The organism is Thermoanaerobaculia bacterium, assembly GCA_035260525.1.
Taxonomy (GTDB): Bacteria; Acidobacteriota; Thermoanaerobaculia; order UBA5066; family DATFVB01; genus DATFVB01.
On sequence record DATFVB010000279.1, the window covers coordinates 1 to 25,040 of the forward strand.

Genomic DNA, 25,040 nt, shown 5'->3' on the forward strand with positions numbered 1-25,040 from the left:
AATCAGGATCAAAGGCCACCAGCGCTTCAGGGGCTCGAGGGAGACCATGTTCAGCTGCGCCAGGAGCAAGGCCGCCCCGATCGCAATGAGGAAAATCCCGGTCGTCTTCCTGACGCCGCCGAGTCTGCGCGAGGGAAAACCGAGGCGTCGCCCCTCCGCGTTGGCCGATTCATCCATGCAGCCTCCTTTCGCCGCCCGGCGGCGGCGGACAGGCAAACGATAAAGGGAAGGCGGAGCGAATGCCACTTCGCCGCAAGAAGCTCCGGATCTCCCCATGATTCAGTTGGATCACGAAGCGGCGGCTTCCGTGGGCTAGATTGGGCGCGGTTCGAAGGGAGGAACCGAAGATGATTCGTATGAGACTCGTTTCCATCGCCGCGGCGCTCCTGCTTGCGGCCGCCGCAACCGCGCAGGAGAAGGCCGCTCCGGCCCCGGGCTTCGACGCCGACGCCTGCGCGAAGCATTGCAAGGAGATGGCGGCGGAGCGCCAGAAGATGATGGACACCCACAAGGCGATGGCCGACAAGACCGCCGCCGCCTGGAAGGAGATCCGCGCCTCGGTCGACGAGGCGAAGAAGGCGCGCGGCGAGAAGAAAGTCGCGGCCCTCGAGAACGCCCTCGACCGCCTCGTCGCGTTCCACGAGCAGATGATGGCCGGGCCGGGTATGCCGGGAATGGGCATGATGCGGGGCGGTCATCCGATGATGCACGGCGGCATGTCCGGATGCTGCGGCGACATGCACGCGATGCCCGGGTGCGGCGGCGGCGGACCTCACGGCATGCCGGACGACTGTCCGATGAAAAAGGGAAACTGACCCTCGATCTTCTCCGGGGTTCTCCTCTTGCCGCCCCCTCTCGAAACGGAGGGGGCGGTTTTCTTTTTTCGGCGGGCGGCTCGCATCGTCCGCTCGACCGCCCCGCCTCTCGCATCGCGAACCTCCTCCCTGCGGTTACTCGGGAGACTGTTCGCGATGCGTCCTCCGCGGCTCGGCTAAGAGGCCTCGACCGCTGCGGGGGTCCACGGGTCGATCCGAACACCCGCGGGCGGCTCGCATCGTCCGCTCGACCGCCCGGCCGAGCGGGGCGGTCCCGTTCCCCCCGCCGGCCCGAATGTCAGCGCGACCGGTAGTACGCGATCAGGTCCAGCACCGGCGGCGTCTTGCCCATCGAGCGCAGGAACCCGGCGACCTGCCCCCGATGATGCGTGCCGTGGTTGACGACGTGGAGCACGATCTGCCAGACCGGCGACACCCAGGGATGCCCCTTCATGTCGCGATACGAGATCGGCTCGGCGATCGCCGCGTCGGTCAGGCCGGCTGCCCACTCCTGCCAGCGCGCGTAGACCGACGTCCAGTCGGCCGCGAGGTCGCCGAGGACGTATTCCCGTGGCCACTCCTGCGCTCCTCCGCGGATCCGGGCGAGCCACACCCGGTCGGCTCCAAAAACGTGCGTGAGCGTGCCGAGGACGCTTCGGTCGGCGGTCCCGAAATCCCGGACGAGCTCGTCCGGCGAAAGCTCCCGCGCGGCCCCGAGGAGGCGCGCGGTGGCCCACTCCGTGTACGCGAGATGGGCCCGCGCGGCGTCGGGAGAGATCATGCGCCGACTCTAATCGATGTCCGGATCCGGCGATCGGCCTTTCATCCGGGGTGAGAAAATCGGCCCGTGACGATCCGCGGCCGGAGGACGATCGAGTCCCCGCTCCGAAGCCGGATCGCGGCTTTCGACTGGACCGCGATGGCCCGGGACCTCGACGACCGCGGCTTCGCGCGCTCGGGAACGCCGCTCCTGACCCCCGCGGAGTGCGCGGCGCTCGCCTCGCTCTGGGACGATCCCGGCCGGTTCCGGAGCCGCGTCGAGATGGCCCGTCACCGCTTCGGGGAGGGCGAATATCGGTACTTCTCCCGTCCGCTCCCGCGCGCGATCGCCGAAATGCGCGCGGCCCTCTATCCCCGCCTCGCGCCGATCGCCGACGCCTGGATGAAGACGCTCGGGGAACCACGGCGTTTCCCCGCGGCTCTCGGGGGATTCCTCCGCCAGTGCGCGGCCGCCGGCCAGACGAAGCCGACGCCGCTCCTGCTGAAGTACGAGACGGCCGGTTACAACTGTCTGCATCAGGACCTCTACGGAGAGGCGGCCTTTCCGCTCCAGGCGATGGTCCCGCTCTCGGAGCCGGGCGTCGACTACACGGGAGGCGAGTTCCTGCTGGTCGAGCAGCGGCCCCGTGCGCAGTCGGTCGGGACCGCGATCGTCCCCGCCCGCGGAGAGCTCGTGATCTTCCCGAACCGTCTCCGACCGGTCCGCGGCGCGCGCGGCTGGTACCGGGCGGGCGTCCGGCACGGGGCAAGCCGGATTCTCTCCGGTACCCGCTTCGCCCTCGCGATCATCTTCCACGACGGAGCGTGACGGCTGCGCCGTCACGCTCCGTCGTGAAACCTCACCCCCTGCCTCCTCTCCAAGTGGAGAGGGGGAACAAGATTCCCGGCGCAACGGCTGAGCCGTCACGCTCCGTCGTGGGCCGCCCGGCCCGATTCCCTCATTTGAATCATTCGCCGCCACCGGGAACGCGCCATGATGCGGATCGAGGTGACCTTATGACTCCCGTCAAGGCCGATATCGACAAATTCACCGCGGCCGACCTGATGACGAGCAAAGTGATCAGCGTGCATCAGGATCTGGGCGTGCGCGAGCTCGCGGAGTTCCTCGCGGAAAACGAGATCACGGGCGTTCCCGTCGTCGACGACGACGACCAGCTGATCGGCGTCGTCTCGGCGACCGACGTCGCCGAGAAGAGCCGCCGCAACGAGATGGACTTCAACCTCGACCACTCCGACCCCCGCTTCTCCGTGCGCGAGTTCGCCGATCAGATCGACATCGAGGAGATGAAGACCCTCCACGTCGAGAACGATGACCTGCTCGTCCGCGACATCATGACGCCGAAGGTCCTGAGCATCGGCGCGGGGACCCCCGTCTCCGAGATCGCGCGCGAAATGGTCTCCGGCCACGTGCACCGGCTGTTCGTGACCCGTCAGGGGAAGGTCGTCGGCATCGTCTCCGCGCTCGACCTCGTCAAGCTGCTGATCTCGGACTGATCGGCGTCCCGCTCCGCTCGCTTCGACGGGGGACCGCGTCGCCGCCGGTCAGCCGCGTCGCGCGAGAGCGGACGCGGCAAAGCTCGAGACGCCGAGGATCGAAATCATCGGGTTGACCCCCAGCGAAGTCGGGAAGACCGACCCGTCCATCACGTAGAGGTTGTCGAAGAGGTGGTGCTTCAGGCGCGAGTCGACGACCGCGATCCCCGGATCCTCCCCCATCGGCAGCCCGCCCATCTGGTGGGCGGTGAACAGCGCGCAGCGGTTCGGCGCGACCGAGGCCTCGTCGATCTTCGCCAGGTCCCCCTCGGAACGGATCGCGAGCGGCGGCTCGTGGAACGTGAGGACTTCCCGTGCGCCGGCCGCCAGATGCACGCGCGCCATCGTCTTCATCGCCGCCCGCATCGCTTCCGCGAGTGCGGGAACGCGCTCGTAGGAGAACGACAGCCGGCCGTTCCCCCGCTCGGCGACCGTGCCGCCGTGCTCGCCGTCGAGGAAGCCGTCGACCAGGAGACCGATGAGCACCGCGGTGTTCGGAAGCTCTTTCATGGCTCGCCGGTGCTCCGGGCCGAACCCGGCATGCGCGAGGCCGGCGAGCATCGGCTGGGCCGGAGGCGTTTCGAGGAAGAACCCGATCTTCCCCGGCCGGACGGCGAAGTGGCGCGAGCCGACCGTCTGCGGCGCGCCGAAGTAGGGCTCGATCTTCCGGTCGAAATGCGCCGCCGTCGCGAGCGTGGGATGGATCCACGTGCGCCGGCCGACGATCTTGTACGGGTCGGGAAAACCCGAGCGCTGGAGCAGGCGCGGCGAGTTGATGGCTCCGGCGGCGAGCACGAACGTCTTCGCGCGGACCGTGAGCCGCCGCCCGGTCGGGCGGTCTCCCGAGGCGTCGAGGAGCTCGGCGGCCGCCTCGGTGACCCGCCGTCCCCGCCGCAAGAGCCGTGTGACGCGGCAGTCCGCGTACACGGCCGCTCCGCGCGCCGCCGCGTCCGGGAGATACGTCAGGTGCATCGCCTGTTTCGCGTCGACGGGGCAGCCGAGGCCGCACATTCCCAGGAGCATGCAGTTCGAGACGTTCTTCGGCAAAAGGTCGAACCCGTAGCCGAGGCGCTTGGCGCCCTCCATCAGGGCGCGATTGTTCTCGTTGATCTCGGCCGGCTCCATCGTGTGGACGCCCAGCCGCCGCTCGATCTCGTCCCAGTGCGGCCCGAGCGCTTCGAGCGTCACGCCCTCCACGCGTCGCGACCGCCTCCAGAAATCGAGCGTCGACGCGGGCGTCCGGAGCGACGTCGTCCAGTTGACGGTCGACCCCCCGCCCACCGACCGTCCCTGGAGGACCGTGATCGACAGGTCGTCGGTCGCGCGGTTGGCGTGGTCCTGGTAGAGGTTCGGGTACGACCACTCTTCCTGCATCCGGAACTCCGGACGCGTGTGGTAGCCCCCTTCCTCGAGCACGACGACGCGGGCCCCGGCCGATGCGAGGCGGTAGGCCGCGACCGAGCCGCCCGGTCCACTCCCGACGATCGCGACGTCCGCGTCGATTTGCAGATTGGCCGTGACGTCGCGGCCGCGGACCAGGTTCGCGATCTCGACGCCGTTCATTCGAGGACGTCCGGCGGTCCGGGATACCCGATGGCCGCCCACGATGCCGGCGAGGAGTAGTAGCAGGCGCAGCAGATCCGCTTCATCGCCTGAAAGCCGGTGCGGAAGATCGCGATCCGCGACGTCTCCCAGGCGCGCAGCCTCGCCTCGCGCGTGGCGGGACCCGCCGCGGTGAAGGAGGTCCATCCCGTCGCGGTGATCAATCCGGTCGTCCCGTTCTCGAAGAGGTGGAGGAGCCGCGCGAACTCGCGCTGGACGGCCGCCGGAGACCGGGCGAGAAGAGCGTCTACGCGGCCGACGACGTCGACGTCTTCCGCCGACGGCGCCCCCGGCTCGATCGCGAGAACCGATGCCGCGACCGCCGCGAGGATCGACGCCTCCCTCTCGTCGAAAACGCGGAGCCCCGGGCGCGGCTTTCGGCGGCGCGTCGGCCACCAGAAGGCGGCGGTCGCTCCCGCGGCCGCCAGGAGGATCGTGCCGACGATTCCGCGGCGGACGAGCTCGCGGCGGGTCATCGCGGGAGGAGGAGCGCCGTGAGCCATCGCGATCGATCCTATTCTCGGCCCGAGGCGGCCGCCTGGGACATTCGGATCACCCGGGGACGATCGTCGTCTGCTTCGCGTCCGGGGAAGGGAACGAGCCGGCGCCGCGCATGGAGCCTTCTTTCGGCGGCCTACTTCGGCCGCGTCCGGAGCAGCGCGTCGAGCTTCTCCACCGGCCGAGCGAGAACCGCGCGTTCGCCGGAGACGACGATCGGCCGCTGGATCAGGTCGGGATGCTTGGCCATGAGGTTGACGAGCTCGTCATCGGTCAGGTCGCGCTTCTTGAGCTCGAGCTTGCGCGCGACGGGCTCGTCCCACCGGACGGCCTCCCGGATCGGGACGTCGAGGCGGGACAGCAGCGAACGCAGCTTCTCCCTCGAGAGCGGATCCTCGAAGTAGTCGACCGTCTCGAAGTCGGCGCCGGCGTCCTTCAGGCGCGAGATGGCCTGCCGGCACTTCGTACACGTGGGCTTCTGATAGACGACGAACTTTCCATCCACGGTCGGCCTCCCCGGCGAATGGTATCCCTACCGGGCCGCCGAGGCCGTGGGCGCCCTCGCGCGCAGGGCCGCCCACGCGACGAATGCCCAGGAGGCGAGCGCGAGCACCGTCACGCAAAGCGCCACGGCGGCGAGCGGGTGAAGCGGCGCCAGGCGGTCGATCGCTGCTTTCGCGTCCGGCCTCACCGATTCCGCCCGCCGGACGATCGGCTCGATGCCGGCGCCCGCGACGCGCCATGCGATCGCGGCGTCGGCGGCCGCGCGGATGCCCATGATCGCGACTGCGGCGGTCCACGCCCGGCGGTCGCCCCGGCAGATCCCCCATGCCGCGGCGATCTCTGCCGCGGCCATCGCGGCCGCCAGGCCGCGCATCCCGCTTCCGAGCGGATGACCGAAGAACAGGAGCTGGCGGGTCGTCGAAAAGCCGAGATGGAGCGCGAGCAGCGCCCCGACGGCGAGAACCATCGCCGAGGCGAGGTCCGTGATCGAAAGGCGGTCCGTCCAGCGCTCGTCCGGATCCCGGCGGTCGCACTCCGCCTTCACGCCGCGCGCGCGGTAGAAGAGCACGTACGCGCCGGGCAGGACGATGCCGACGAGAAGGATGAAGGCATACGCGCGGATTGCGGGCGAAACGAAGGAAGGGGAAGCGGAGCGTTCGCGCAGGGGCGCGAGGGCGCCGAACATCCGCGGGAGACCGGCGAAGAGGAACGCCGCTCCGATCGCGCCTCCGGCGAGCCAGAGCGACGAGAACGCGAGCGAGAGCGCCCGCGCCCAGCGGCGGGCGAGGATCGAGCCGAATCCGATCGCGAGGAAGAAGGCCGCCGGAGCGAGCGAAAGGGCCGAAGTGACGGGGATCTCCGCGCGGCCGAATTCCGCAGGAATGGATGCGGCGGCGCCGGAAATCGCGAGCAGCGCGTAGATCACCGTCTTGGCCAGGTACAGGACGCCCGCGGCGAGATCCAGGATCCCGAACAGGACGAGGCCGGTCCCGTAATTTCCGGGCGGTGCGGCAGTGTCGATCGAGCTCATGGTTCGCGGCTGACCGGAAGCAGCCCGGGGCCATCCTACGCCGCCCGTCCTCGCGCCGCCATCGCCCGCCCGGTTCGTGATATCAATCCGCCGCAAAGGAGGACACCATGAAGCGACTTCTCCAGGGCGCCCTCGCTGCCATCCTGGCTCTGGGTCTCTGTTCCGCCGTCCGCGCCGCAGACGACGCGAAAAAGCTCGAATCGACTCCCCAGGTGAAGACCTACCGTGCCCTCCTCGCCGCGATGAAGTCCGGAGACTACGCCGCTTACAAGAAATGCATGGTCAAGGAAGCCGGGTCGCAGATGGACGACCAGGCCAAGCAGATGGGCAAGAGCCCGAAGGAAGTTCTCTCGTTCATGGCGATGATGACGCCGTCCGACATCTCCTTCACCGGCCTGAAGGTCGACGGGAAGAAGGCGACCCTCCACGCCGACGGCAAGCTCGATGGCGAGATGAACTACGGGACGATCGAGATGGCCCAGGAAGACGGGCAGTGGAAGGTCGGCCACCAGAGCTGGGCCAACCACAAGTAGAATCCACAGCGCTCACGACTGTGAGCGCGCAGGACTCTATCCCGAGCGAGCGGTGACGCGAGCGCAGCGCTCACGCATGTGAGCGCGGAGGACTCTATCCCCGCGAAGCGGGGATCGCTCACGGCTGTGGTCGCCCGCCTTCCGCCTTCGCCAAGGCTACGGCGGACGAGAGTCGGCGCCTGACTGCCGGAGCTCCGGCGGCGCGGTCCCTCGGTCCTGCACGGGATGACCGATAAAGGCCCCGGCATCCCGCAATTTCGGCATCTCGCTTGCTCGACGGTTTCGAATGGCGCGATTTCAGGCACTTGCGGGGAATTACTTGCGTCCGGCCCGACGCTTTGCGCTGACCGCGGCCGTCGCTCTCGTCTTTTCGACGCTCTCTCCGAGCGCCTTCGGCGACGACGGCCCGCGGCGCGTGCGAAGCCTGTTCGAAGGCGGATGCGAAACGATCTCTCTCGTCCCCGGGCGGCCCTCCGAACCATGCGAATGGCTCGCGCAGGTCCCGGCCGAGACCGTCCCGCCCGCTCCTTCCGCCGCCCCCCGCGCGAGCGACTCGCCCAAGCCCCGCCCGAAGCACTTCTGGACCGCGGCCGGCGAGATCGCGCTTCTCGAAGCGGGGCCGTGGGCCTTCGACCGCTACGTCCTCGACGAGGGGTTCGCGCGCATCTCTCTGCACACCGTCGGCGAGAACTTCAAGAGGGGTTTCGGCTACGACCGCGACACCTTCAACGTCAACCAGTCGTCGCACCCGTATCACGGCAGCCTCTTCTTCGAGGCCGGCCGGTCGAACGGATATTCCTACTGGGAGTCGGGACTCTTCGCGCTTTCGGGAAGCCTGATCTGGGAGTGCTGCATGGAGAACACGAGGCCCTCCACGAACGACCTCGTCAACACGACGCTCGGCGGGATGACGCGCGGCGAGATCTCGCACCGCCTCGCGGTCATGATCCTCGACGACACGGCGTCGGGAAGCTCCCGCTTCTGGCGCGAGCTCGCGGGAGCGATCGTCAATCCCGTCGGCGCGCTGTCGCGGCTCGCCCGCGGGGACATGACGCGCGATTTCCCGAACCCCGACGAGCGCTTCCCCGGGAGCTTCGCCGTCTCCGGCGATCTCGGTTACCGGCACGTCGGCGGAAGCGCCGTGCGGCCGGACCAGTGGACCCTTTCCCTCTCGGCGCTCTACGGCGATCCTTTCGCGGGAGACATCCACAAGCCGTTCGACACCTTCTGGATCGGCGCCGACTTGAACACTCCGGGCGGAGTGGTCTCCCGGATCGAGGAGCGCGGAATCCTCCGGGGCTGGGAGCTCACCGATGCGTCGGATGCCGTGCGGCACGTCGTCGGGTTCTCGCAGGAATACGAGTACCTGAACAACGAGGCGCAGGTCGTCGGGGCGCAGGCGTTCAGCGCCGGCATCCTCTCGAAGTACCGGATCGGAAAGCTCGCCGCGGCGACCGATTTCACGGTTCTCGCGATCCCGCTCGCCGGGATCAAGACCACGGACTTCGCGAACCCGCAGACGGGCCGCAGCTACGACTACGCCCCGGGCGGAGGAGTGCGCGCGGAAGCGCGCCTCTATGCCGGCGCGCGCGAGATCGCGGCCGCCGGCTACGGGATCATCTGGACGCGCACCGTCGACGGCGCCTCGCGCAACAACCGGCTCGAGTTCTTCCGTGGAGAGATCCGCGTCCCGGTCACCGGCGTGCTCGGCGTGGGCGGCAGCTACTCGTGGTACAGCCGGAAGACGACGTATCCGGGGTTCTTCGAATCGCAGAGGACGCAGAACGAGTGGCGCGCCTTCGTCAACGTCGCGTTCGGCGCCTCGCGAAGAACGGGGTCCGGGTCGCCCGAGACGCCGTCGACCCGGTGACCGGCTCCCGCCGTGCGCCACCGACGAGCTTCCGCATTCGCTCGTCTACCCGACCAACGCCGTCCATGGTTCTACTGCAAGTGCGCGAGTGATCGGCGTCCCTTCCGTTGCCGCCTCACGCCACGTAGAACAGCACGGCGACGAAGTGGAGCACGCTCCCGCCGAGGACGAAGAGGTGGAAGACACCGTGGCTGTGCGCATACTTCTCGTCCACGAGATAGAAGACGACGCCGGCCGTATACAGCAGCCCGCCCGCGAGGAGCCACCCGATCCCGCGGGGCCCGATCGCCCGCTCGAGCGGAAAGAAGAATGCCGCCGCGAGCCATCCCATGAAGAGGTACAGAGAGACCGACAGCGCGCGGATGCGCCGCGGGAGCAGGAACTCCTGGGCGATCCCGGCGGCGGCGAGCGCCCAGACCGCGGCGAGGAGCCACCCGCCTCCGGCGCGCCGCAGGCTCACGAGCGCGAACGGCGCGTAGGTCCCGGCGATCAGCACGTAGATGCTCGTGTGGTCCAGCTTGCGAAACACGCGTTTCGCCGGGCCGGAAAGCGCGTGGTACAGCGTCGAGAACAGGTACAGCGCGACCATCGAGACGCCGTAGAGCGCGAAGCTCGCGATCTTCCACGGATCGCCGCCGCGGGCCGCCGTCGAGACGAGCGCCGCGAGCCCCGCGACCGCGAAAACCGACCCGGCGAGATGGGTGGCGCTGTTGAAGATCTCTTCCCGGACGACCATCCCGTCACGATCCCACCGGGCCGCGAGCCCCGACAGATGCGCTTACGTCAGCTTTTCATGAAATTTGCGAATCCGGCGCGGCGTTTGGCTTACCGTCGGATGGCCCCGCCGGGGGCTCGAAAGGAGACGCTTCTTGAAGACCTTCGTCGCACTCGCTTCTCTCGTCGCCGCCGGATGGGCGGCCTCCGCCGCCGCGGCGCCGACGACCTGGACGATCGACCCGAACCACTCCGCCGCCCAGTTCGCGGTCCGGCATCTGATGGTCTCCAACGTCCGCGGCGAATTCGGGAACGTCCGCGGCGCGATCGTCTTTGACGCCGAGGATCCATCGAAGACGACCGTCGAAGCGACGATCGACGCGACGACCGTGAACACCCGCGTCGCCGCCCGAGACAACGACCTCAAGAGCGAAAACTTCTTCGACGTCGCGAAGTATCCGACGATCACTTTCCAGTCGACGGCGGTCAAGCCGGCCGGCCCGAACACGTTCGAGGTGGCCGGGAATCTCACGATGCGGGGAGTGACGAAGACCGTGACGCTCCACGTCGAGGCCACCGATGCCGTGAAAGACCCTCGGGGGAACGAACGAAAAGGCGCCGAAGCGACGACGAAGCTCAGCCGGAAAGAGTTCGGCGTCAGCGCCGATCCCGGAATCGTCGGCGACGAGGTCCGGATCACGATCGATCTCGAGGCGACGCACAAGCCGGGCTAGCGCCCGGGGAAACCGCCGCGGCCAGTTGCGGCGGCGCGGTCAGAGCCCGAGGTCTGACAGCCCGGGATGCCCGTCCGGCCGCCGGCCGAGCGGCCACCGGTACTTCCTTTCCGATTCCTTGATCGGCAGGTCGTTGATGCTCGCGTGGCGCCGCTTCATCAGCCCGTCTTTGTCGAACTCCCAGTTCTCGTTGCCGTAGGCCCGGAACCATGTTCCCGCGTCGTCGTGCCATTCGTACGCGAACCGCACCGCGATCCGGGCTTCGTGGAAGGCCCACACCTCCTTGATGAGCCGATAGTCGAGCTCCTTTGCCCATTTGCGCCGGAGGAACTGCACGATCTCCTCCCGCCCGGAGAGGAACTCGGCGCGATTGCGCCACACGCTGTCGACGGAATAAGCGAGCGCCACGCGCTCGGGCTCCCGCGTGTTCCACGCATCCTCGGCGAGCCGGACCTTCTGGGCGGCGGTCTCGGCGGTGAACGGAGGAAAGGGAGGGCGGCGATTCGACGGATCGTTCATGGCGAGCTTCCTTTCGATTCGCTCCCGGCGGAGCGATGCTCTGCTCTTCGCGCGGCCCGCTCGAGCGGCGCGTCGAGACACGAATTGTGAGCCGTCGCCGGACGGCCCGCAAGAGACGGGCGCCGCGGATGGCGCCGCGCCGCCCAGAAAGGCCCCGGGCTGGCGGCTGCCGGAATCGGTCCATAATCGCAGCCGCGATCTCCCGGAGGAGGAATGTGATGGAACCCGGAAACGACGAAAACGAGAAGCGCTGCGTCCGAATCCGCCGCGAGCCGGCGGTCCAGATGTCGGGCCCAATGGGAACCGCGATCATCAGCCGCGTCCCCTCGTTCCGGGTGCAGCGCCACGACGAGGAGAAGTCGGTCTTCTGCACGATCTCGCACCTGGCCGAGCGGCTCGAGGCGTGCGGCCTGACTCCCGCCGCGATCGAGGACGCCCTCGTTCGCGCCGAGGCGCTCGAGGATCCCGGCGACTCGATCGAGGTCGAGATCGGGTGACGGCCGGGAGAAGCGGAGCGGCGCGCTCCCGGCCTGGGCGATGATCACCGCCGTCGCCGCCGCGATCGCTCTCGCGGCTTCATCCGCGTCCGGTGCAGACCGGCACTCCGCTCCGGTTCCCGAGATCCGCCGTGTCGACGGATCGGTCCTGACTCCGCGGCAGGTCGACGCCGCCGTCCGAAGCCTCATGCAAGCCGGCCGCGTGCCCGGTCTCGGGCTCGCGCTCGTCCGCGAAGGCCGTCTCGCGTACGTGAACGCGTACGGAATGGCGAACGTCGAGAAAAATCGCCCGCTCGCGGCGGACACGGTCATGTACGGCGCGTCGCTGACGAAGCTCGCCTTCGCCTACATGGTCATGCAGCTCGTCGACGAGGGCGTCATCGATCTCGACCGCCCGATCGCCGCATACCTGAAGAAGCCGCTCCCCGACTACCCGAAGTACGCCGATCTCGCCGGCGACTCCCGCTGGAAAGCGCTCACCGCCCGGATCCTTCTCTCCCACACCTCGGGATTTCCGAACTTCCGGTTCCTGAACCCGGACGAGAAGCTCGACTTCAAGTTCGATCCCGGCACGCGCTACGCCTATTCCGGCGAAGGGATCAATCTCCTTCAGTTCGTGATCGAGGAAGGGCTCGGCCGCGACGTCGGCGCCGAGATGCAGCGGCGGGTCTTCGAACGATTCGCAATGAAGCGCACGAGCATGACCTGGCGCGACGACTTCGCCGATAACGTGGCCGACGGCTACGGCGTCGACGGGAAGCCGCAACCGCACGATCACCGATCGCACGTTCGCGCGGCCGGCTCGATGGACACGACGATCGCCGATTTCGCGCGGTTCCTCGCGGGCCTCGTCCGAGGCGACGGGCTCTCTCCGGCTTCGCGCGCCGAAATGCTCAGGCCGCAGATCGCCATCGTTTCGGCCCACCAGTTCCCGACGCTCGAGCCCGCCGTGAACCCGCACGACCGCGACGTCGGGCTCTCCTCCGGGCTCGGCTCCGTCCTCTTCCGCAGCTCGTTTGGGCCCGCCTTCTACAAGGGGGGCCACGACGACTGGACCGACAATCTGGCCGTCTGCGTGGCTCCGAAGGAGAGCTGCATCCTTCTTCTCTCCAACAGCATGCGCGCGGAAACGATCTACCCGGCCCTCGTGGAGTCGCTTTTCGGAAAGACGAATCTTCCCTGGTCGTGGGAGTACAACCCCGCGTCGTCGCCGGCGCCGGTGGCGCGGCGATGAAGGTCCCCTCGCCCTTGAAACGGGAAATCGAAGCCTCGCTCGCCGCCGTTGAGCGCTGAGGTCCGTTCCTGGAGAAAGGCGCGAAAAGGGTGTCCCCGATTCGGCCCTTCGCCGATGGAAGGAATGAGAACCCGGGAGGCACGCCATGAGCCCTTCGAACGACCTCGTCCGCGTCCGCGCGTACACCTCGCCGACCCTCGTCCTCCTCGCCTACGACTGGCCGGCGGGCGGCGATCACGACGACTTCCTCGGGTTCGCGATCCGGCGGACTCCCGGCCACGGAAAGTCCGGCAAGCCCGACTTCCTCTGGAACAAGATCGGCTTCGAGCCGGTGAAGAAGGGCGACCCGCCCAAGCCGAGCGACGAGAGTCCCATCCAGCGCTTCGCCTGGTGGGATTCGGGAATCGAGACCGCCGACCGGGGGAAGACGTTCATCTATGAGGTCATCCCCGTGCGCGGCACCGGCCCGGACGACCTCGCCCTGCAGCATGCCGCGGCCGCGAAGATCGACGTCCGGATCCCCCGGCAGCTGGAGGACGGGGTCGGCACGTACTTCAACCGAGCCGTCGTCAGCTCCCAGTCGTTTTCCGGCGAGTTCGGGAAGAACCCGGCGGGGAAGGAGCTCGAAAAGGCGATGGACTGGCTCGCCAACGGCATGCAGGATGCGATCCCCGGCTTCCTCGAGCCGGCCAGCGAGGTCGAGGCGGCGATCTACCACCTGACCGACCGGCGATGGGTGATGCCGGCGCTCGAGAAGTTCAAGAAACGGGGCGGCCGGGGCGACCTCGTGTATTACTTCAAGCCCAGGGACCACGCGAGCCAGGCCGCCGCGGACGCCATCCGCGGCGCGAAATTCGCCGTTCATCCCCGGACCAAGGCGAACATCATGCACGACAAGTTCATCGTGCGGCGCCGGAGCGGGAAGCCCGAGGCGGTCCTCGCCGGCTCGGCCAACTTCACGCCCGAGGCGATCACGGCGCAGGCCAACGTCCTCCACACGTTCGCCTCGCCGGGGCTCGCGGCCCTGTACGCGAAACGGGAGGAGCTCCTCCGCACCGACCCGACGCTCGAGTCGATCGCCCCGGCGGGAACATGGTCCAAATCGATCTCCGTCGGTAGCGCGAAAGTCCGGGTCTTCTTCTCCCCGGAAAAAGGACGCCGGTCGATCGATGCGGTGGTCAACGCGGTCGAAGGCGCGAAGAGCTCGGTGATCTTCTGCCTCTTCTCCCCCACCGACGCGCCGCTCTTGAACGCCCTGCTCGCCGCCGGAGACGGGGGGAAGATCCTGTACGGGCTCCTCAACAGCATCACGGACCCGACCAAAAAGAAGAAGACGGAAGACCCGACGAAGGCGGCTAAGAACGCGACGCCGGCGACACAGGTCCAGGTCACGGTCTTCAACCGCTCGCGGAAGGACCGGAAAGTCGTCGCGTACAACTATTTCCGCCCGGGAAGCACGCCCGCCGGGTTCCTGCCGGAGTTCAGCACGATCGACACGAGCGCCTGGAGCACGAACGCTCCGCCGAAGAAGGGAAAGAAGGGAGGAGGAGCGCCTCCCGCGGTTCACATTCACCACAAGTTTCTCGTGATCGACGCGGACACCGATTCGCCCACGATCTACACGGGAAGCGCGAACATGAGCAACAACAGCCTGCACAACAACGACGAGAACCTCCTCGAGATCAAGAAGGCGCCGGCGCTCGCGGGGGCCTACTACGCCGAGTTCATGCGGCTCTACGGCCACTACCGCGCCCGCGCGCTCTGGAACATGGACCACGCAACCGCGCCGGGAAAGGCCGCGGTCGCGCCGAAGAAACCGAAGAAGGCGCCCGAAGCGCTCGTTCTCAAGCGGACGCGAAAAGCTTGGGCGGGCAGGGCTTACGAGCCGGGAACGCCGGAGTATGCGAGCCGTACGCGGCTCGCGTAGCGCGAAGGAGGGCCGCCCCGAGGGACCGGCGTTGCATCATGCCGACGCGTCTCTGAAGTTGTAGCGTCCCGGAACAGGAACACCATTGTGAGCGCGAGAACGGCCGCCCGCCGGTCTTGTCGCGCCGTGTCGCGAGGACGGGAAGGGTGCGTCCCGCTCGCGCCGGCTACCGATCGAGACGACCCCTTGGGCGTCATGTATCTCCCTCGACGGATGAACGAAAGGCGTTTCCCCGTCTGGAACAGGACACGCGGAGAATTCGAGACCCCGCGTCCGTCCATGAACATGATCCGGGACAGTCGGGGAAACAGGGGAGGCGATGTATGACGAAGGTACTGCGGTGTTCATCCCCATCGGCGATCCGGGCACTCATCGCGATCGCGGCCGCCTTCGCGGGCGGCGACATGGCCTCCGCCGACGCACGATCCAGCACGATCACCCTCGACTTCGAGCACGGGACGATCTCGCCGGGGGACCCGACGATCAATCTGAATGCGCAACCCTCGGTCGTGGTCGAGATGGTCCCTGCCGGACAATATCGAATCGTTCCGACCGGAACGAAGTCGGCCAAAGCCGCGACTGACATCAACACGAGAGCAAGTTCCGAGAACAAAGCGTCACCCGGAGCCGCCCCAAAATCGGTCCCGGCGATTACCGTCGGCGATCGGGTCGTCTTCAACTTCGTCGGCGACGGAAAAGACACGATCGACTCCGATGGCACGTGGTCCTGGACGGTGCACATGAAAAAAGGGATGCGCGACTATCCGATCGACGTGATTTGCGAGTCATTCATAAAGGATGGAAAGAATGCGCCCTGCTCGCGCGCGCACATGCTCGCCGTCATCCACGTCGAGACCGCGCCTTACGATTTCGCGTGGTCGGCCGGCCTCGCGGTCAACTCCCTTCGGGACACTCGCTATCGGATCGACCCGAACCCGGACGATACGAACCACTCGAAGCTCGTTCGCAACGGCCACGGCGGCTACCCATACGAGCTCGCGACGGCGGCGAACTTCTGTCTCGTCAGACAGGACTGGCTCTGCCCGATCTCCGTCGGGGTGAGCACCGCCATTCCCGTGGACAGGCTGACGATTCTCCTGGGGCCGGCGGTTCGATTTCGGCCTCTCGACATCTCGAATTCCCTGTACCTGAGCGTCGGAGTCGCTTATGGATCCCGAAAAGAATTGAACGACGACTACGCGGGACGCTCGACGGTCCCGGCCGGGACGACGTCGGCGTCCATCTTGACGGATCGCCGCGGCTTCGGCGGATACGTCGGCCTGACGTTCGGCTTCCTCGGAAGCGCCGACAAGTTCAAGGGTGTGTTTTCGGGATCGGGCGAAAAGACGGCCGAAGCCCCGTCAAAATGATTCAATCCAGTTCGCGGGCTGGCGTGAATCGACGCCTGCCCGAACGCGAGAAGGACGTCACTCCTCGTCGATGTATTCCCGCGGAACGTCGTCCTCGAGAACCTCGCGGGTGACGACCTCGCTCACGTCGGCGTCCGGGGCGTTCTCGACGCCGCTCACCACGCCGGCCTCGAACGCCTGTCCCTCTTCGACCAGTTCCTCGACGCTTTCGGAAGCCGCCTCTTCGGCGCGTGAAAGACCCTCCGTGTCTCCGGACTGGCCGCCCGACTCGAGACCGAGCCCGCGGTCGCTCGGCGGAGGAAACGTGCCGTAGTCCGCCGAGCCCTTCTCCGGTTCGACGGCGGGAACCCGCCTGGCTGTCTTTCGCGCCTTCGCCACGGACCGCCGCCGGGCCGCCGCTTTCCGCGGCGCCGCGCGCTTTCCGGCGCGCTTTTTCTCGGCCTTCCGCGGCGCCGCGCGCCTGGCGGCCGATTTCCGGGCCGGTCTGCGTCGCGCGGTCTTCTTCGATGCGGCGGATTTCCGTTTCGCCTTCGGCTTCGTGGGCCGCGTCGCTTTCGTGCTTCTCTTCTTCGCCACGTTCCCTGGCGCCTTCTTTGGCATCTTCTTCGGCGCCTTCTTCGACGCCTTTTTCAGGGCGGGCTTCGAGGCGCGGGCTCTGGTTTTCGTCTTTTTCTTGGCCATGGCGGGAGTCTACATCCGGGGCGACGGCGGCACCTGATCCAGCGTCAGCGGGACCACTCCTCGGAAATGCGCCGCCCGCGCTCCATATCGGGAAAGGCGGAAATCGCGCCGGAACGCCGGTGAATTCGTCGCTCCCGCGCAAGCGGGAGTCCACGCCCGGAGGGGTCAGCCCGCTCGCCGCTCGGGGAGTATCTCGAAATGCGAGCGCGCCGCGAGCTTCTCGGCCCGCCTCTTGATCTCGAGCAGCATCTTGCGCTCCATCACGAACTGCCCCGGATCGAGGATCAGGTTCGCGAGAAATCCGCGGATTCCGCGCGGAAGATGCGCGCGGCAGCGCGAGACGAGCCGCGTCGAGCCGTCCGTGGGATACAGCGCGAGCGCCCAGGTGACTGCGAGGTCCTGCGTCGGACGCGGTCCGAGGACGAGATACCGATCCCGCTCGACCGCCTTCACGAGCATCGTGCCGCCGCGATCCACCGCCTCCCCGACCTGGGGCGCCTGGAGCAGCCGGATCACGCGCGAATCGCCCGAAGAGCTTCCGGCGCGGATCTTGCTCGCCCGACGGGCAGAAGGGAGAAACCATGAGCTCAGTAGCCCGCGTTACGGAAATCAGCTCGAAGTCCGACAAGAGCTTCGACGACGCCATCCGCGACGGAATCGCCCGCGCGGCGAAGACGCTTCGCGGAGTCACGTCGGCCTGGGTCAAGGACCACCGTCTCGACATCGAGGACGGCAAGATCCGCGGCTACCAGGTCAACCTGCTCGTGACGTTCGTCCTGGAGGACTGAGGGAAAGAACCGCGAGAAGAGAACACCCGGCCGGGCCGCGAGAACGTCAACGCTTCGCGCTTTTCTTCCCGTACAGCTTCCGGAGCTCGTCCTTGGCGGCCTCGAGCTTCGCGCGGCGCGTCTTCGAAAGGCCCTTTCCGGCGCGATTCACGTAGAACGTCAGCATCGACATGGCCGAACGGAACGGCTCCGCCTTCCGGCGAGTGCTCGTCTCAGCCGACCGTTTCAACGACTTCGCGATCTCCTTCGGGTCGTCCTTCGCGAACACGCCTTGCTCGAGATCGAGGGCGTTGCTCTCGGTCGTCACGCGCTGGGACCAGCGTTTCGGCTTCGTTCGGGACATCGGTGCTCCCCGGCTATCCGTTGACGAGGGCGCCGATGTTCCCGTCCGGGTCTTTGAACCAGGCGGCCTTCATCTTTCCCGAAACGTGGATGTCGCCCTCGAGCTTCATGTTCGGCATTTCGTAGTGCTCGAAGCCGACGCCCTTCGCCTTCAGCTCCCTGACGATGGATTCGAGCTCCGCTCCCACGACCCAGGTCGCCGCCGTCGCCTGGTTGGTCCCCGCGAATTGCGACTCGTACACGAAGACCTTCGTTCGTCCGCTGGAAAGCGCAAGCACTCCCGGCTCTTTCCCGGCCTCCGCTTTGAGGCCGAGCTTACCCACGTAGAACTCCCTGGCCTTCCCGACGTCCCGAACCGCGATCGTGGCGACCGCTTCCTTGTCTGCGAGCATCCCATCCTCCTGACGAAAATGCGTTCCTCGGTTTGCCGATCCGCAAACCGTCGTCGGCATGCACGGACCGTTCCAGGCGAGCCGGACGGATCGGAATCCGTCCGCTACAATCGGCAGCGCGAGCAATCATGCCGACGACCCAGGCCGATAAAGCCGTACGATTCCACGCCCTCCATGAACGCCCGGGCGCGTTCGTCATCCCGAACCCCTGGGATGCGGGAACGGCGAGGATCCTCGAGAGTCTCGGTTTCGAGGCGCTCACGACGACGAGCGCCGGGCTCGCGTTCGCGCTGGGCAGGCCCGACGGATCGGTCGGACGCCAGGAGACTCTCGAAAACGCGCGGCAGATCGTCGAAGCGACCGATCTCCCGGTCGCGGCGGATCTCGAGAACGGGTACGGGGATTCGCCGGCGGAGGCGGCGGAAACGATCCGCCTCGCCGGGCGGGTTGGCCTCGTCGGCGGGTCGATCGAAGATCGGTCGGCAAGCCCGCGGCGGATCTACGACCTCGACCACTCCGTCGAGCGCGTCGCGGCCGCCGTCGAGGCCGCGCGAGCGTTGCCGTTTCCTTTCATGCTGGTCGCCCGGGCCGAGAACTTCCTCGAAGGGCGGCCGGACCTCGACGACACGATCCGGCGCCTGCAGGCATACGAGTCCGCCGGCGCGGACGTCCTGTACGCCCCCGGCCTCACGACCGAGGAGCAAATCCGCGCCGTCTGCTCGGCGGTCTCGAAACCCGTCAATGTCGTGATGGGGCTGCGGAGCGCCCATTTCTCGGTCGCCGAGCTCGCCGGGATGGGAGTCAAGCGAATCAGCGTCGGCTCGACGCTCTCGCGCGCCGCGCTCGGCGCGTTCATCCGCGCGGCCGAGGAAATGCGGGATCACGGGACCTTTCATTTCGCGGACCAGGCGCCGCCGTTTGCCGAACTGAACGACCTGTTCGGACGGCGTTCGACATAAAGGCGTTCCGCTGGCGGTTATGGCTTTTCGATCAGGACGTGCCGGCCGACCGTGTCGAGCGTCACGACGAAGTCCTTGAGAATCGAGTTTCCCACGTTGACGTCCCACGGCTTCCCGTCGTGTCCGGTGTTCGGCAGCCAGAAGATCGCTTCGGGATCCGCGACGCGAATGCCTCCCAGATCGAGGCTCTCCACGTGCCCTTCGCGGCTCGAGTAAGTACCGCGGTAACCGGTTCCCCGAGCTTCCTTCCCCCCGCTCGCCGCGGCGTCGAGGCCGAGCGCATGAACGGCCTCGGGCGTGATCTTCAGCGAACCGTTCGACCCGGTGTCCAGGATCGCGCGGACGGGCTTTCCGTCGACGCGCACGCCGTCGAGCTCGACGTCGTCTTCGTACCGAGAAGGCAGAATCGCCCGCCGGCCGCGCGCCGCCACGGCGTCGGGAGACCGCGCCAGAAAGCGCATCATCTTCCGGGGAAAGTCGAACTGAACGACTCGCCCGTTCAAGAAACTCTTCCCCAGGACGAGGCGGATCGGCCGGCCGAGCGTCGCCCCGATCTTCGCGATGGACCCGCCCGCCAGGACTTCCACGTTCACCGCCGTGACGGAACCGACGCGAACCGAGGCAAGACGGGTTTCGAAGGCTTTGACGGTCTGCGTTCCGCCTCCGTCGATCTCGCCTCCCCTTCCGAGTCTCAAGCCGAGCTCCTTCGCGAGCGCGATGTCGATCGCGGACGGATCGGTTCCGGTGTCGATCATTGCCAGATACGGTCCGCGATCCCCGAGATGGACCGGCACCAGGATCACGTTGTGGAAGAGCTCGAAGGGAACGTCGGCCGGCAAGCCCGCGGCGATTGCGCACCCCGCCGTGAGGAACAAGATCGCACAGGCTGTCACAATCTTGCGGTTGCTCATTCACCCTCCCGTCCCTTCGCGGCCCCGGTAACCGTTACGCACGCGCCGGGTGAATGTTCTCCGGTCGGGTGGTTCGGGCGACCGGCGCGAGATTCGCCGTTGGAGAAGAGCCCGGCGAACCCGCGATTCTCGTTGCCGTGATCTCGACCCATGCGCCATCTCACCGACGAGGCCGCTCTGCAGGAGACCCACGGCCTCCTTCGCTCGGAGGTTCGGCGACGATTACAATGAAGCCGACCCGATGCACAACCCCTTCGCGCGATCCCGCCTGACGATCCTCTTGAGCGGCGCCCTCGTCGCCGCCGGATGCGCTTCGTCCGGAACGTCGAGCCGGCCGTCCGCGGCGCCTCCGGCCGCCGCGGTCCGCGGAACGCTCGGCATCGAGACGGGGCCCATCTCCCGACAGATTCGAAAGCGGCTCACCCTTGCGCCCGACACGAAGGGCGCCATCGTCGTCGAGGTCCTGCCCGGCGGCCCCGGGGCCGTCGCCGGCATTCGCGTCGACGACGTCGTGGAGCAGGTCGGAGCCTTCCCCATCGCCAACGACTGCGACTTCGTGGATGCCGGCTACAACCTCCCGTCGCTCTCTCCGGTCGGCGTCTCGGTCCGGCGCGCGAAGACGACCGTCGAGCTGAAGCTCGCGCCGGTCGAGCAGGGACCGCTTTTCGAAGAGCTCTGCGGGCGCGCAATCGCGAGCGGCTGCTATCGCCAGGCGTGGAGCCTCGGAACGGCGGAGAGGCAGCGCGAACGCGCGCTGTCGCTTTACCAAACCGCCTGCAAGGCGGACTCCGCTTCCGGCTGCGCCGATCTCGGCATCCGACTGCTCCAGTGGACCGATCGACGCGACGAGACGATCGCGGCGGTCGACAAGTCCTGCACGCTCGGCAGCGGCGCCGGATGCGCGCACGAAGCGTTCCTGTACGCGACGGGGAAGCTCGTCGGCAGGGACGATCGCCGCGCGACCGCGCTGTACGTCCGCGGCTGCGACCTGGGGGACGCGAAGGCCTGCTACAACGTCGGCGTGATGGCGGACGAAGGACGCGGCGCTCCCCGGAATCTGAAGACCGCGGCCGCGCGGTACGAGGAAGCATGCGAAGGGGGAAGCTCCGCCGCCTGCACGAATCTCGGTTTTCTCTATGAGAACGGCCATGGAGTCGCGCGGGACCGGGAGCTCGCCGTCGCCTTCTACCAGCGGGGATGCGACGGCAGCCATTGCCAGCCTTCCAACCGGACCGGCTGCGTCAATCTCGGCCGGACCTACCGCGACGGGATCGGGGTCGCGAAGGACCCGGCACGGGCGATGGCGATCTTCCAGGACGCCTGCGACCGGCCGCTCGATCCCGAAGACATCGGCGCCGATCGGAACCGCTCCCGCGCCTGCTCGCTCCTCGGAGCGATGTATCTCGGCACGGACGACGCGAAGGGGCGGGAGCTTTCCGAGCTCGGCTGCGAGCGGGGCGACGGGTTCGGCTGCTTCAACGCGGCAGCAATCTACACGACCGGTTCCGGCGTCGCGGCCGATCCCGTCAAGGCCACGTCGTTCCTCGAGAAGGCCTGCCGCGCCGGCGACGGCGAGGGCTGCTTCGACCTCGCGATCGCCTACGAGAAGGGAACCGGCACTTCCGCCGATCCGGCGAAAGCAACGGAGTCGTTCGAGAAGGCTTGCGAGCTCGGGTTCCAGAAGGCGTGCGGAAGGAAGGGGCGGTGAGGCGGCTGCGATCCTACGTGTGCTGGCTCCCACGAAATGCCATTCGCCGCCCGGACGCCGCTAAACCATATTTCAAAGTAAGGATCTGACCCCCCGAAAAGCGGAGGACATTTGCGGGACCTACCGCTTCGGGCGGCTGATTCCCGGGAGATTGCTCGCGAGCATCAGGCTGTTCGTCCTCGCGACTCCCGCGACCGTGATCTTCCTTCCGTCCGGAGACACCCCGAACGACTCGATCGCGACGGAAGAGTCGAACGGCGGGACGAACGGATTCCCGGAAACGCGCCCGGCGTCGGGAGCGAAGGGATACCGGTCGATTCCGAACCTTCCCTTTGCGTCGCGCGTGAGGATGAGGACCGATTTCCCGTCCGGCGTCCAGCGGCCGCGCCCGATCGTGATCCTCGTCAGCGAAAGTCCGCCCTGCGGAATGTCGACGCGGAAATCGTCGGTCTTCCCGTCTTCCGTCCGGACGGTCGTAACGTATTCGCCGGTGAGAGAGGAATTCGCAAACGAGATGACGTGACCTCCATCGGGTGACACGTCGGGGATTCCTCCGAGCGCCGAGAGGAACTGCGCCCCCGTCCCGTCCGGATGCACCTTCCAGTAGCCGGGCTTCGGGCCCGACCCCTGGAGATAGACGATCCACTTCCCGTCGGCGGTCTCGGTCGGATTTTCGGAATCCAGACCGAACCGGGTGATCGCGTGCGCGCCGCTTCCGTCCGAGTCGGCCGTCCAGATTTCGAACGCTCCCGTCCGGTTCGAGCTCCAGAGGAGGCCCCGGCCGTCGCGCGTGAACGCGGGGTCCCAGTCCTGCGCGGCGTCGTCGGTGAGCTGGCGCATTTCTCCGCCATCGGTCGAGATCTTCCAGAGATCGAGGTTTCCGCCCCGGCTCGAGGAGAAGACGACCCATTTCCCGTCGGGCGAGTACGCGGGCTGCCGATCGGTGGCGTTCCCCTCGGTCAGCCACCGGGCGGAAGAGGGAACGGCCACGCCTCGCTCGATCGCAAGCTCGCGCAGGTTTTCCCGCACGGAGTTGGTGTCGAAGACGAGGCGGCCGTCGCCGAGCACCTCGACGATGTCGCCGCTCTCCTGAGCCCACGCGAGCGACCGCACTTTCCCGGTGTCCACGTTCTGGGCGACGATCTCCGCGGGGCTCCCCACGACGGACGCGACAACCGACTCCGCCCGGGAATACACGATTTCGTTCCCGCCCCTGTTCCACGCGGCCGCGGACACGAGCCCCGGGGTGCCGGCGACCGGCAGATCCTTCACCTTTCCCGTCGCGGCGTCCACGATGATGACCGACTTCTTCGATCCCCCCACGCCCTGTTCGACCGCAGAGATGCGGCGCCCGTCGGGAGACCAGCGCGGATGGAAGAAGAACCGCGTCGGAAAGCGCGCGAGATCGCGGCTGGCGCCTCCCGCCGCGTCCACGATCGCCATTGCGACCCCGCTCGAGTTGGCCATCTGTTTCACGACGACGATCCGGTTTCCGTCGGGCGACCAGTCCCCTTCCCCCACGTCATCCACGATCTTGTGCGCTTCGCCGCCGACGACCGCCGAGCGATACAAGGCCGATCGCGCTCCGTCGGTCCGGATGAACAGGATCGACGCGCCGTTGGGCGCGAAACGGGGAAGGATGTCCCCGGGACCGGACGTCAGCGGCGCCTCGCCGCCCCCGTCGAGCTGCTTCAACCAGATCCGCGGCTTCCCGTCGCGGTCGGAGGAGAACGCGACCGTCTTTCCATCGGGCGAGACGGCCGGCTCGCGATCGCGTCCGGAATACGTGAGATACCGGAAGCGCACCGGCTCGGCCGTTTTCGGCGACCGGAAGACCAGAAACGCCGCGGCAACGGCGACCGCCCCCGCGATCGCTCCGGCGACGAAGGGCAAAGCGCCCCGCCTCCAGACGAACGGTCCCGGCGAGATCGGCGGCGCGGCACCCGAAAGGCTCGACGTCGAGAGGTGATCGCGCACGCTCGCGAGCTCCCGCGCGAGGTCGCGCGTCGAGTCGTAGCGGTCGTGCGGCTCCTTCGCGAGCAGCCGCTCGACGATCCAGCGCAGCGGCGCCGGGCAGGTCGGGGCGGCCGTTGCGAGGGGCTCGGGCTCTTCGCGGAGGATCGCGGTCATCGTCTCGGCCGCGGTCGGGCGCGCGAAGGCTTTCCGGCCGGCCGCCATCTCGTAGAGGATCGCGCCGAGCGCGAACTGGTCCGATCGATGGTCGACGACCGCTCCCCGCGCCTGCTCGGGCGACATGTAGGAGACGGTCCCCATGATGATCCCCGTCCCCGTGCTCTCGGCTGCCGCGGTCGGCGTCTGCGAGAGGTCAGAACGAGTAGCGTCGGCGATCTTCGCGAGGCCGAAATCCGCGATTTTCGCGAGCCGATCGTTGGAGACGAGGATGTTCTCGGGCTTCAAGTCCCGGTGGAGGATCCCCTTCTCGTGGGCGGCGGCGAGCCCCTCCGCGATCTGCGCGCCGAGGTCGAGGATCCTCCGGATCCCCATCGATCCGCGATCGATGATCGCGCGGAGGTCGGGCCCCTCGACGAGCTCGGAGGCGAAATAGCGGATCCCGTTTTCCTCGCCGACGTCGTGGACGACGACGATGTGAGGGTCGGAGAGCGCCGACGCCGACCGCGCCTCCCGCTCGAAGCGGGCAAGCCGGTCGGGATCCTTCGCGAAGGCCTCGGGAATGACCTTGATCGCGACTTCGCGGCCGAGGCGAGAATCGCGCGCGCGGTAGACCTCTCCCATTCCCCCGGCGCCGAGGGGGGCGAGGATTTCGTAGGGGCCGAGCCGGGAACCGGTCGTCAGCGGCATTGAGCGGGTGAATCGTAGCGCATCGGCCGCTCACCGCGGATGTGGGCAATCCGTCAGCGCAGCTGGAAATTCACCGTGATCGCCAGGTACACGCCACCGGTTTCCCGTTCAGGAGCGCCGGATCGTCGATCCATTGCCCCGCGCCAAGACCGGCGGGGCGGGATCTTACGACCCACCCGCCGCCTTCCGCCGCCGCTCGGCCTCCTCCATCCAGCCGCGCTTCAACTTCTCCGGGGGGATGCTCGAAAGGTACGGCTTGATGTCGAGGATCGGCGTGCC

General features: G+C 67.7%; 27 protein-coding genes. 14 read left to right on the forward strand and 13 right to left on the reverse strand.

The annotated features are described in order from the left end of the window. Positions 1-356: 356 nt before the first annotated feature. Positions 357-815 (forward strand): hypothetical protein, encoded by a 459-nt coding sequence (locus VKH46_13495; GenBank protein HKB71855.1) that lies wholly within the window; start codon positions 357-359, stop codon positions 813-815. Positions 816-1,113: 298 nt separating this feature from the next. Here VKH46_13495 and VKH46_13500 read toward each other — a convergent pair whose 3' ends face one another. Beyond that, positions 1,114-1,596 carry a DinB family protein gene (locus VKH46_13500; protein HKB71856.1) on the reverse strand — a complete coding sequence of 161 codons (483 nt, stop codon included), beginning with the start codon at positions 1,594-1,596 and terminating at the stop codon, positions 1,114-1,116. A gap of 66 nt (positions 1,597-1,662) precedes the next feature. On the opposite strand from VKH46_13500, the gene VKH46_13505 reads away from it, so the two are divergent. Both VKH46_13505 and VKH46_13510 read left to right on the forward strand, forming a co-directional pair. Continuing rightward, entirely contained in the window at positions 1,663-2,403 is a 741-nt protein-coding gene (locus VKH46_13505; GenBank protein HKB71857.1) for a 2OG-Fe(II) oxygenase, read from the forward strand. Between the two features lie 188 nt (positions 2,404-2,591). Then, positions 2,592-3,089, forward strand: a complete 498-nt coding sequence (locus VKH46_13510; GenBank protein ID HKB71858.1) for a CBS domain-containing protein — start codon at positions 2,592-2,594, stop codon at positions 3,087-3,089. Between the two features lie 48 nt (positions 3,090-3,137). Here the strand turns inward: VKH46_13510 and VKH46_13515 are convergent, their stop codons facing one another. From VKH46_13515 to VKH46_13530, 4 genes are all read right to left on the reverse strand, one after another. Beyond that, the gene (locus tag VKH46_13515) at positions 3,138-4,691 is read right to left on the reverse strand and encodes a GMC family oxidoreductase (protein HKB71859.1); all 1,554 of its coding nucleotides are present in this window, start codon (positions 4,689-4,691) and stop codon (positions 3,138-3,140) included. Next, positions 4,688-5,233 carry a gluconate 2-dehydrogenase subunit 3 family protein gene (locus VKH46_13520; protein ID HKB71860.1) on the reverse strand — a complete coding sequence of 182 codons (546 nt, stop codon included), beginning with the start codon at positions 5,231-5,233 and terminating at the stop codon, positions 4,688-4,690. Before VKH46_13520 ends, VKH46_13515 begins: the two co-directional genes overlap by 4 nt. A 131-nt stretch (positions 5,234-5,364) precedes the next feature. Next, positions 5,365-5,733, reverse strand: a complete 369-nt coding sequence (locus VKH46_13525) for an arsenate reductase family protein (GenBank protein ID HKB71861.1) — start codon at positions 5,731-5,733, stop codon at positions 5,365-5,367. A 27-nt stretch (positions 5,734-5,760) separates the two neighbouring features. Next, positions 5,761-6,762 (reverse strand): hypothetical protein, encoded by a 1,002-nt coding sequence (locus tag VKH46_13530; protein HKB71862.1) that lies wholly within the window; start codon positions 6,760-6,762, stop codon positions 5,761-5,763. Between the two features lie 107 nt (positions 6,763-6,869). On the opposite strand from VKH46_13530, the gene VKH46_13535 reads away from it, so the two are divergent. Both VKH46_13535 and VKH46_13540 read left to right on the forward strand, forming a co-directional pair. Continuing rightward, entirely contained in the window at positions 6,870-7,295 is a 426-nt protein-coding gene (locus VKH46_13535; GenBank protein HKB71863.1) for a hypothetical protein, read from the forward strand. 319 nt (positions 7,296-7,614) lie between these two features. Beyond that, positions 7,615-9,165, forward strand: a complete 1,551-nt coding sequence (locus VKH46_13540; GenBank protein HKB71864.1) for a DUF3943 domain-containing protein — start codon at positions 7,615-7,617, stop codon at positions 9,163-9,165. A gap of 115 nt (positions 9,166-9,280) precedes the next feature. Here the strand turns inward: VKH46_13540 and VKH46_13545 are convergent, their stop codons facing one another. Continuing rightward, a complete protein-coding gene (locus tag VKH46_13545; GenBank protein HKB71865.1) occupies positions 9,281-9,901 on the reverse strand; it encodes a hemolysin III family protein in 621 nt (206 codons plus the stop codon). Between the two features lie 133 nt (positions 9,902-10,034). Here VKH46_13545 and VKH46_13550 point away from each other — a divergent pair, with 133 nt between their 5' ends. Continuing rightward, the gene (locus VKH46_13550; protein ID HKB71866.1) at positions 10,035-10,613 is read left to right on the forward strand and encodes a YceI family protein; all 579 of its coding nucleotides are present in this window, start codon (positions 10,035-10,037) and stop codon (positions 10,611-10,613) included. Positions 10,614-10,652: 39 nt separating this feature from the next. Here VKH46_13550 and VKH46_13555 read toward each other — a convergent pair whose 3' ends face one another. Beyond that, positions 10,653-11,132, reverse strand: a complete 480-nt coding sequence (locus VKH46_13555; GenBank protein ID HKB71867.1) for a nuclear transport factor 2 family protein — start codon at positions 11,130-11,132, stop codon at positions 10,653-10,655. A 218-nt stretch (positions 11,133-11,350) separates the two neighbouring features. Here VKH46_13555 and VKH46_13560 point away from each other — a divergent pair, with 218 nt between their 5' ends. From VKH46_13560 to VKH46_13575, 4 genes are all read left to right on the forward strand, one after another. Further along, entirely contained in the window at positions 11,351-11,629 is a 279-nt protein-coding gene (locus tag VKH46_13560; GenBank protein HKB71868.1) for a hypothetical protein, read from the forward strand. 40 nt (positions 11,630-11,669) lie between these two features. After that, positions 11,670-12,863 carry a serine hydrolase domain-containing protein gene (locus VKH46_13565; protein ID HKB71869.1) on the forward strand — a complete coding sequence of 398 codons (1,194 nt, stop codon included), beginning with the start codon at positions 11,670-11,672 and terminating at the stop codon, positions 12,861-12,863. 145 nt (positions 12,864-13,008) lie between these two features. Beyond that, positions 13,009-14,790, forward strand: a complete 1,782-nt coding sequence (locus VKH46_13570; GenBank protein ID HKB71870.1) for a phospholipase D-like domain-containing protein — start codon at positions 13,009-13,011, stop codon at positions 14,788-14,790. A 323-nt stretch (positions 14,791-15,113) separates the two neighbouring features. Next, positions 15,114-16,160 carry a hypothetical protein gene (locus VKH46_13575; protein HKB71871.1) on the forward strand — a complete coding sequence of 349 codons (1,047 nt, stop codon included), beginning with the start codon at positions 15,114-15,116 and terminating at the stop codon, positions 16,158-16,160. Positions 16,161-16,217: 57 nt separating this feature from the next. Here VKH46_13575 and VKH46_13580 read toward each other — a convergent pair whose 3' ends face one another. Further along, complete coding sequence (locus tag VKH46_13580; GenBank protein HKB71872.1) at positions 16,218-16,538, reverse strand: hypothetical protein; 321 nt, start codon at positions 16,536-16,538, stop codon at positions 16,218-16,220. 178 nt (positions 16,539-16,716) lie between these two features. On the opposite strand from VKH46_13580, the gene VKH46_13585 reads away from it, so the two are divergent. Next, positions 16,717-16,878 (forward strand): hypothetical protein, encoded by a 162-nt coding sequence (locus tag VKH46_13585; GenBank protein ID HKB71873.1) that lies wholly within the window; start codon positions 16,717-16,719, stop codon positions 16,876-16,878. Between the two features lie 128 nt (positions 16,879-17,006). Here VKH46_13585 and VKH46_13590 read toward each other — a convergent pair whose 3' ends face one another. Then, complete coding sequence (locus VKH46_13590) at positions 17,007-17,357, reverse strand: hypothetical protein (protein ID HKB71874.1); 351 nt, start codon at positions 17,355-17,357, stop codon at positions 17,007-17,009. 65 nt (positions 17,358-17,422) lie between these two features. Here VKH46_13590 and VKH46_13595 point away from each other — a divergent pair, with 65 nt between their 5' ends. Beyond that, positions 17,423-17,629: a dodecin family protein gene (locus tag VKH46_13595; protein HKB71875.1), complete on the forward strand. Its 207-nt coding sequence runs from the start codon at positions 17,423-17,425 to the stop codon at positions 17,627-17,629. Between the two features lie 46 nt (positions 17,630-17,675). Here the strand turns inward: VKH46_13595 and VKH46_13600 are convergent, their stop codons facing one another. Both VKH46_13600 and VKH46_13605 read right to left on the reverse strand, forming a co-directional pair. Next, complete coding sequence (locus tag VKH46_13600; protein HKB71876.1) at positions 17,676-17,972, reverse strand: DUF3175 domain-containing protein; 297 nt, start codon at positions 17,970-17,972, stop codon at positions 17,676-17,678. A gap of 13 nt (positions 17,973-17,985) precedes the next feature. Continuing rightward, positions 17,986-18,363 carry a VOC family protein gene (locus tag VKH46_13605; protein ID HKB71877.1) on the reverse strand — a complete coding sequence of 126 codons (378 nt, stop codon included), beginning with the start codon at positions 18,361-18,363 and terminating at the stop codon, positions 17,986-17,988. Between the two features lie 128 nt (positions 18,364-18,491). Here VKH46_13605 and VKH46_13610 point away from each other — a divergent pair, with 128 nt between their 5' ends. After that, positions 18,492-19,322: an isocitrate lyase/phosphoenolpyruvate mutase family protein gene (locus tag VKH46_13610; protein HKB71878.1), complete on the forward strand. Its 831-nt coding sequence runs from the start codon at positions 18,492-18,494 to the stop codon at positions 19,320-19,322. Positions 19,323-19,339: 17 nt separating this feature from the next. Here VKH46_13610 and VKH46_13615 read toward each other — a convergent pair whose 3' ends face one another. Continuing rightward, positions 19,340-20,233, reverse strand: coding sequence for a retropepsin-like aspartic protease (locus tag VKH46_13615; GenBank protein ID HKB71879.1), 894 nt, complete (start codon positions 20,231-20,233; stop codon positions 19,340-19,342). A 241-nt stretch (positions 20,234-20,474) separates the two neighbouring features. On the opposite strand from VKH46_13615, the gene VKH46_13620 reads away from it, so the two are divergent. Beyond that, a complete protein-coding gene (locus VKH46_13620; protein HKB71880.1) occupies positions 20,475-21,941 on the forward strand; it encodes a hypothetical protein in 1,467 nt (488 codons plus the stop codon). A 120-nt stretch (positions 21,942-22,061) separates the two neighbouring features. Here the strand turns inward: VKH46_13620 and VKH46_13625 are convergent, their stop codons facing one another. After that, positions 22,062-24,761 (reverse strand): protein kinase, encoded by a 2,700-nt coding sequence (locus tag VKH46_13625; GenBank protein ID HKB71881.1) that lies wholly within the window; start codon positions 24,759-24,761, stop codon positions 22,062-22,064. Between the last annotated feature and the right edge of the window lie 279 nt (positions 24,762-25,040).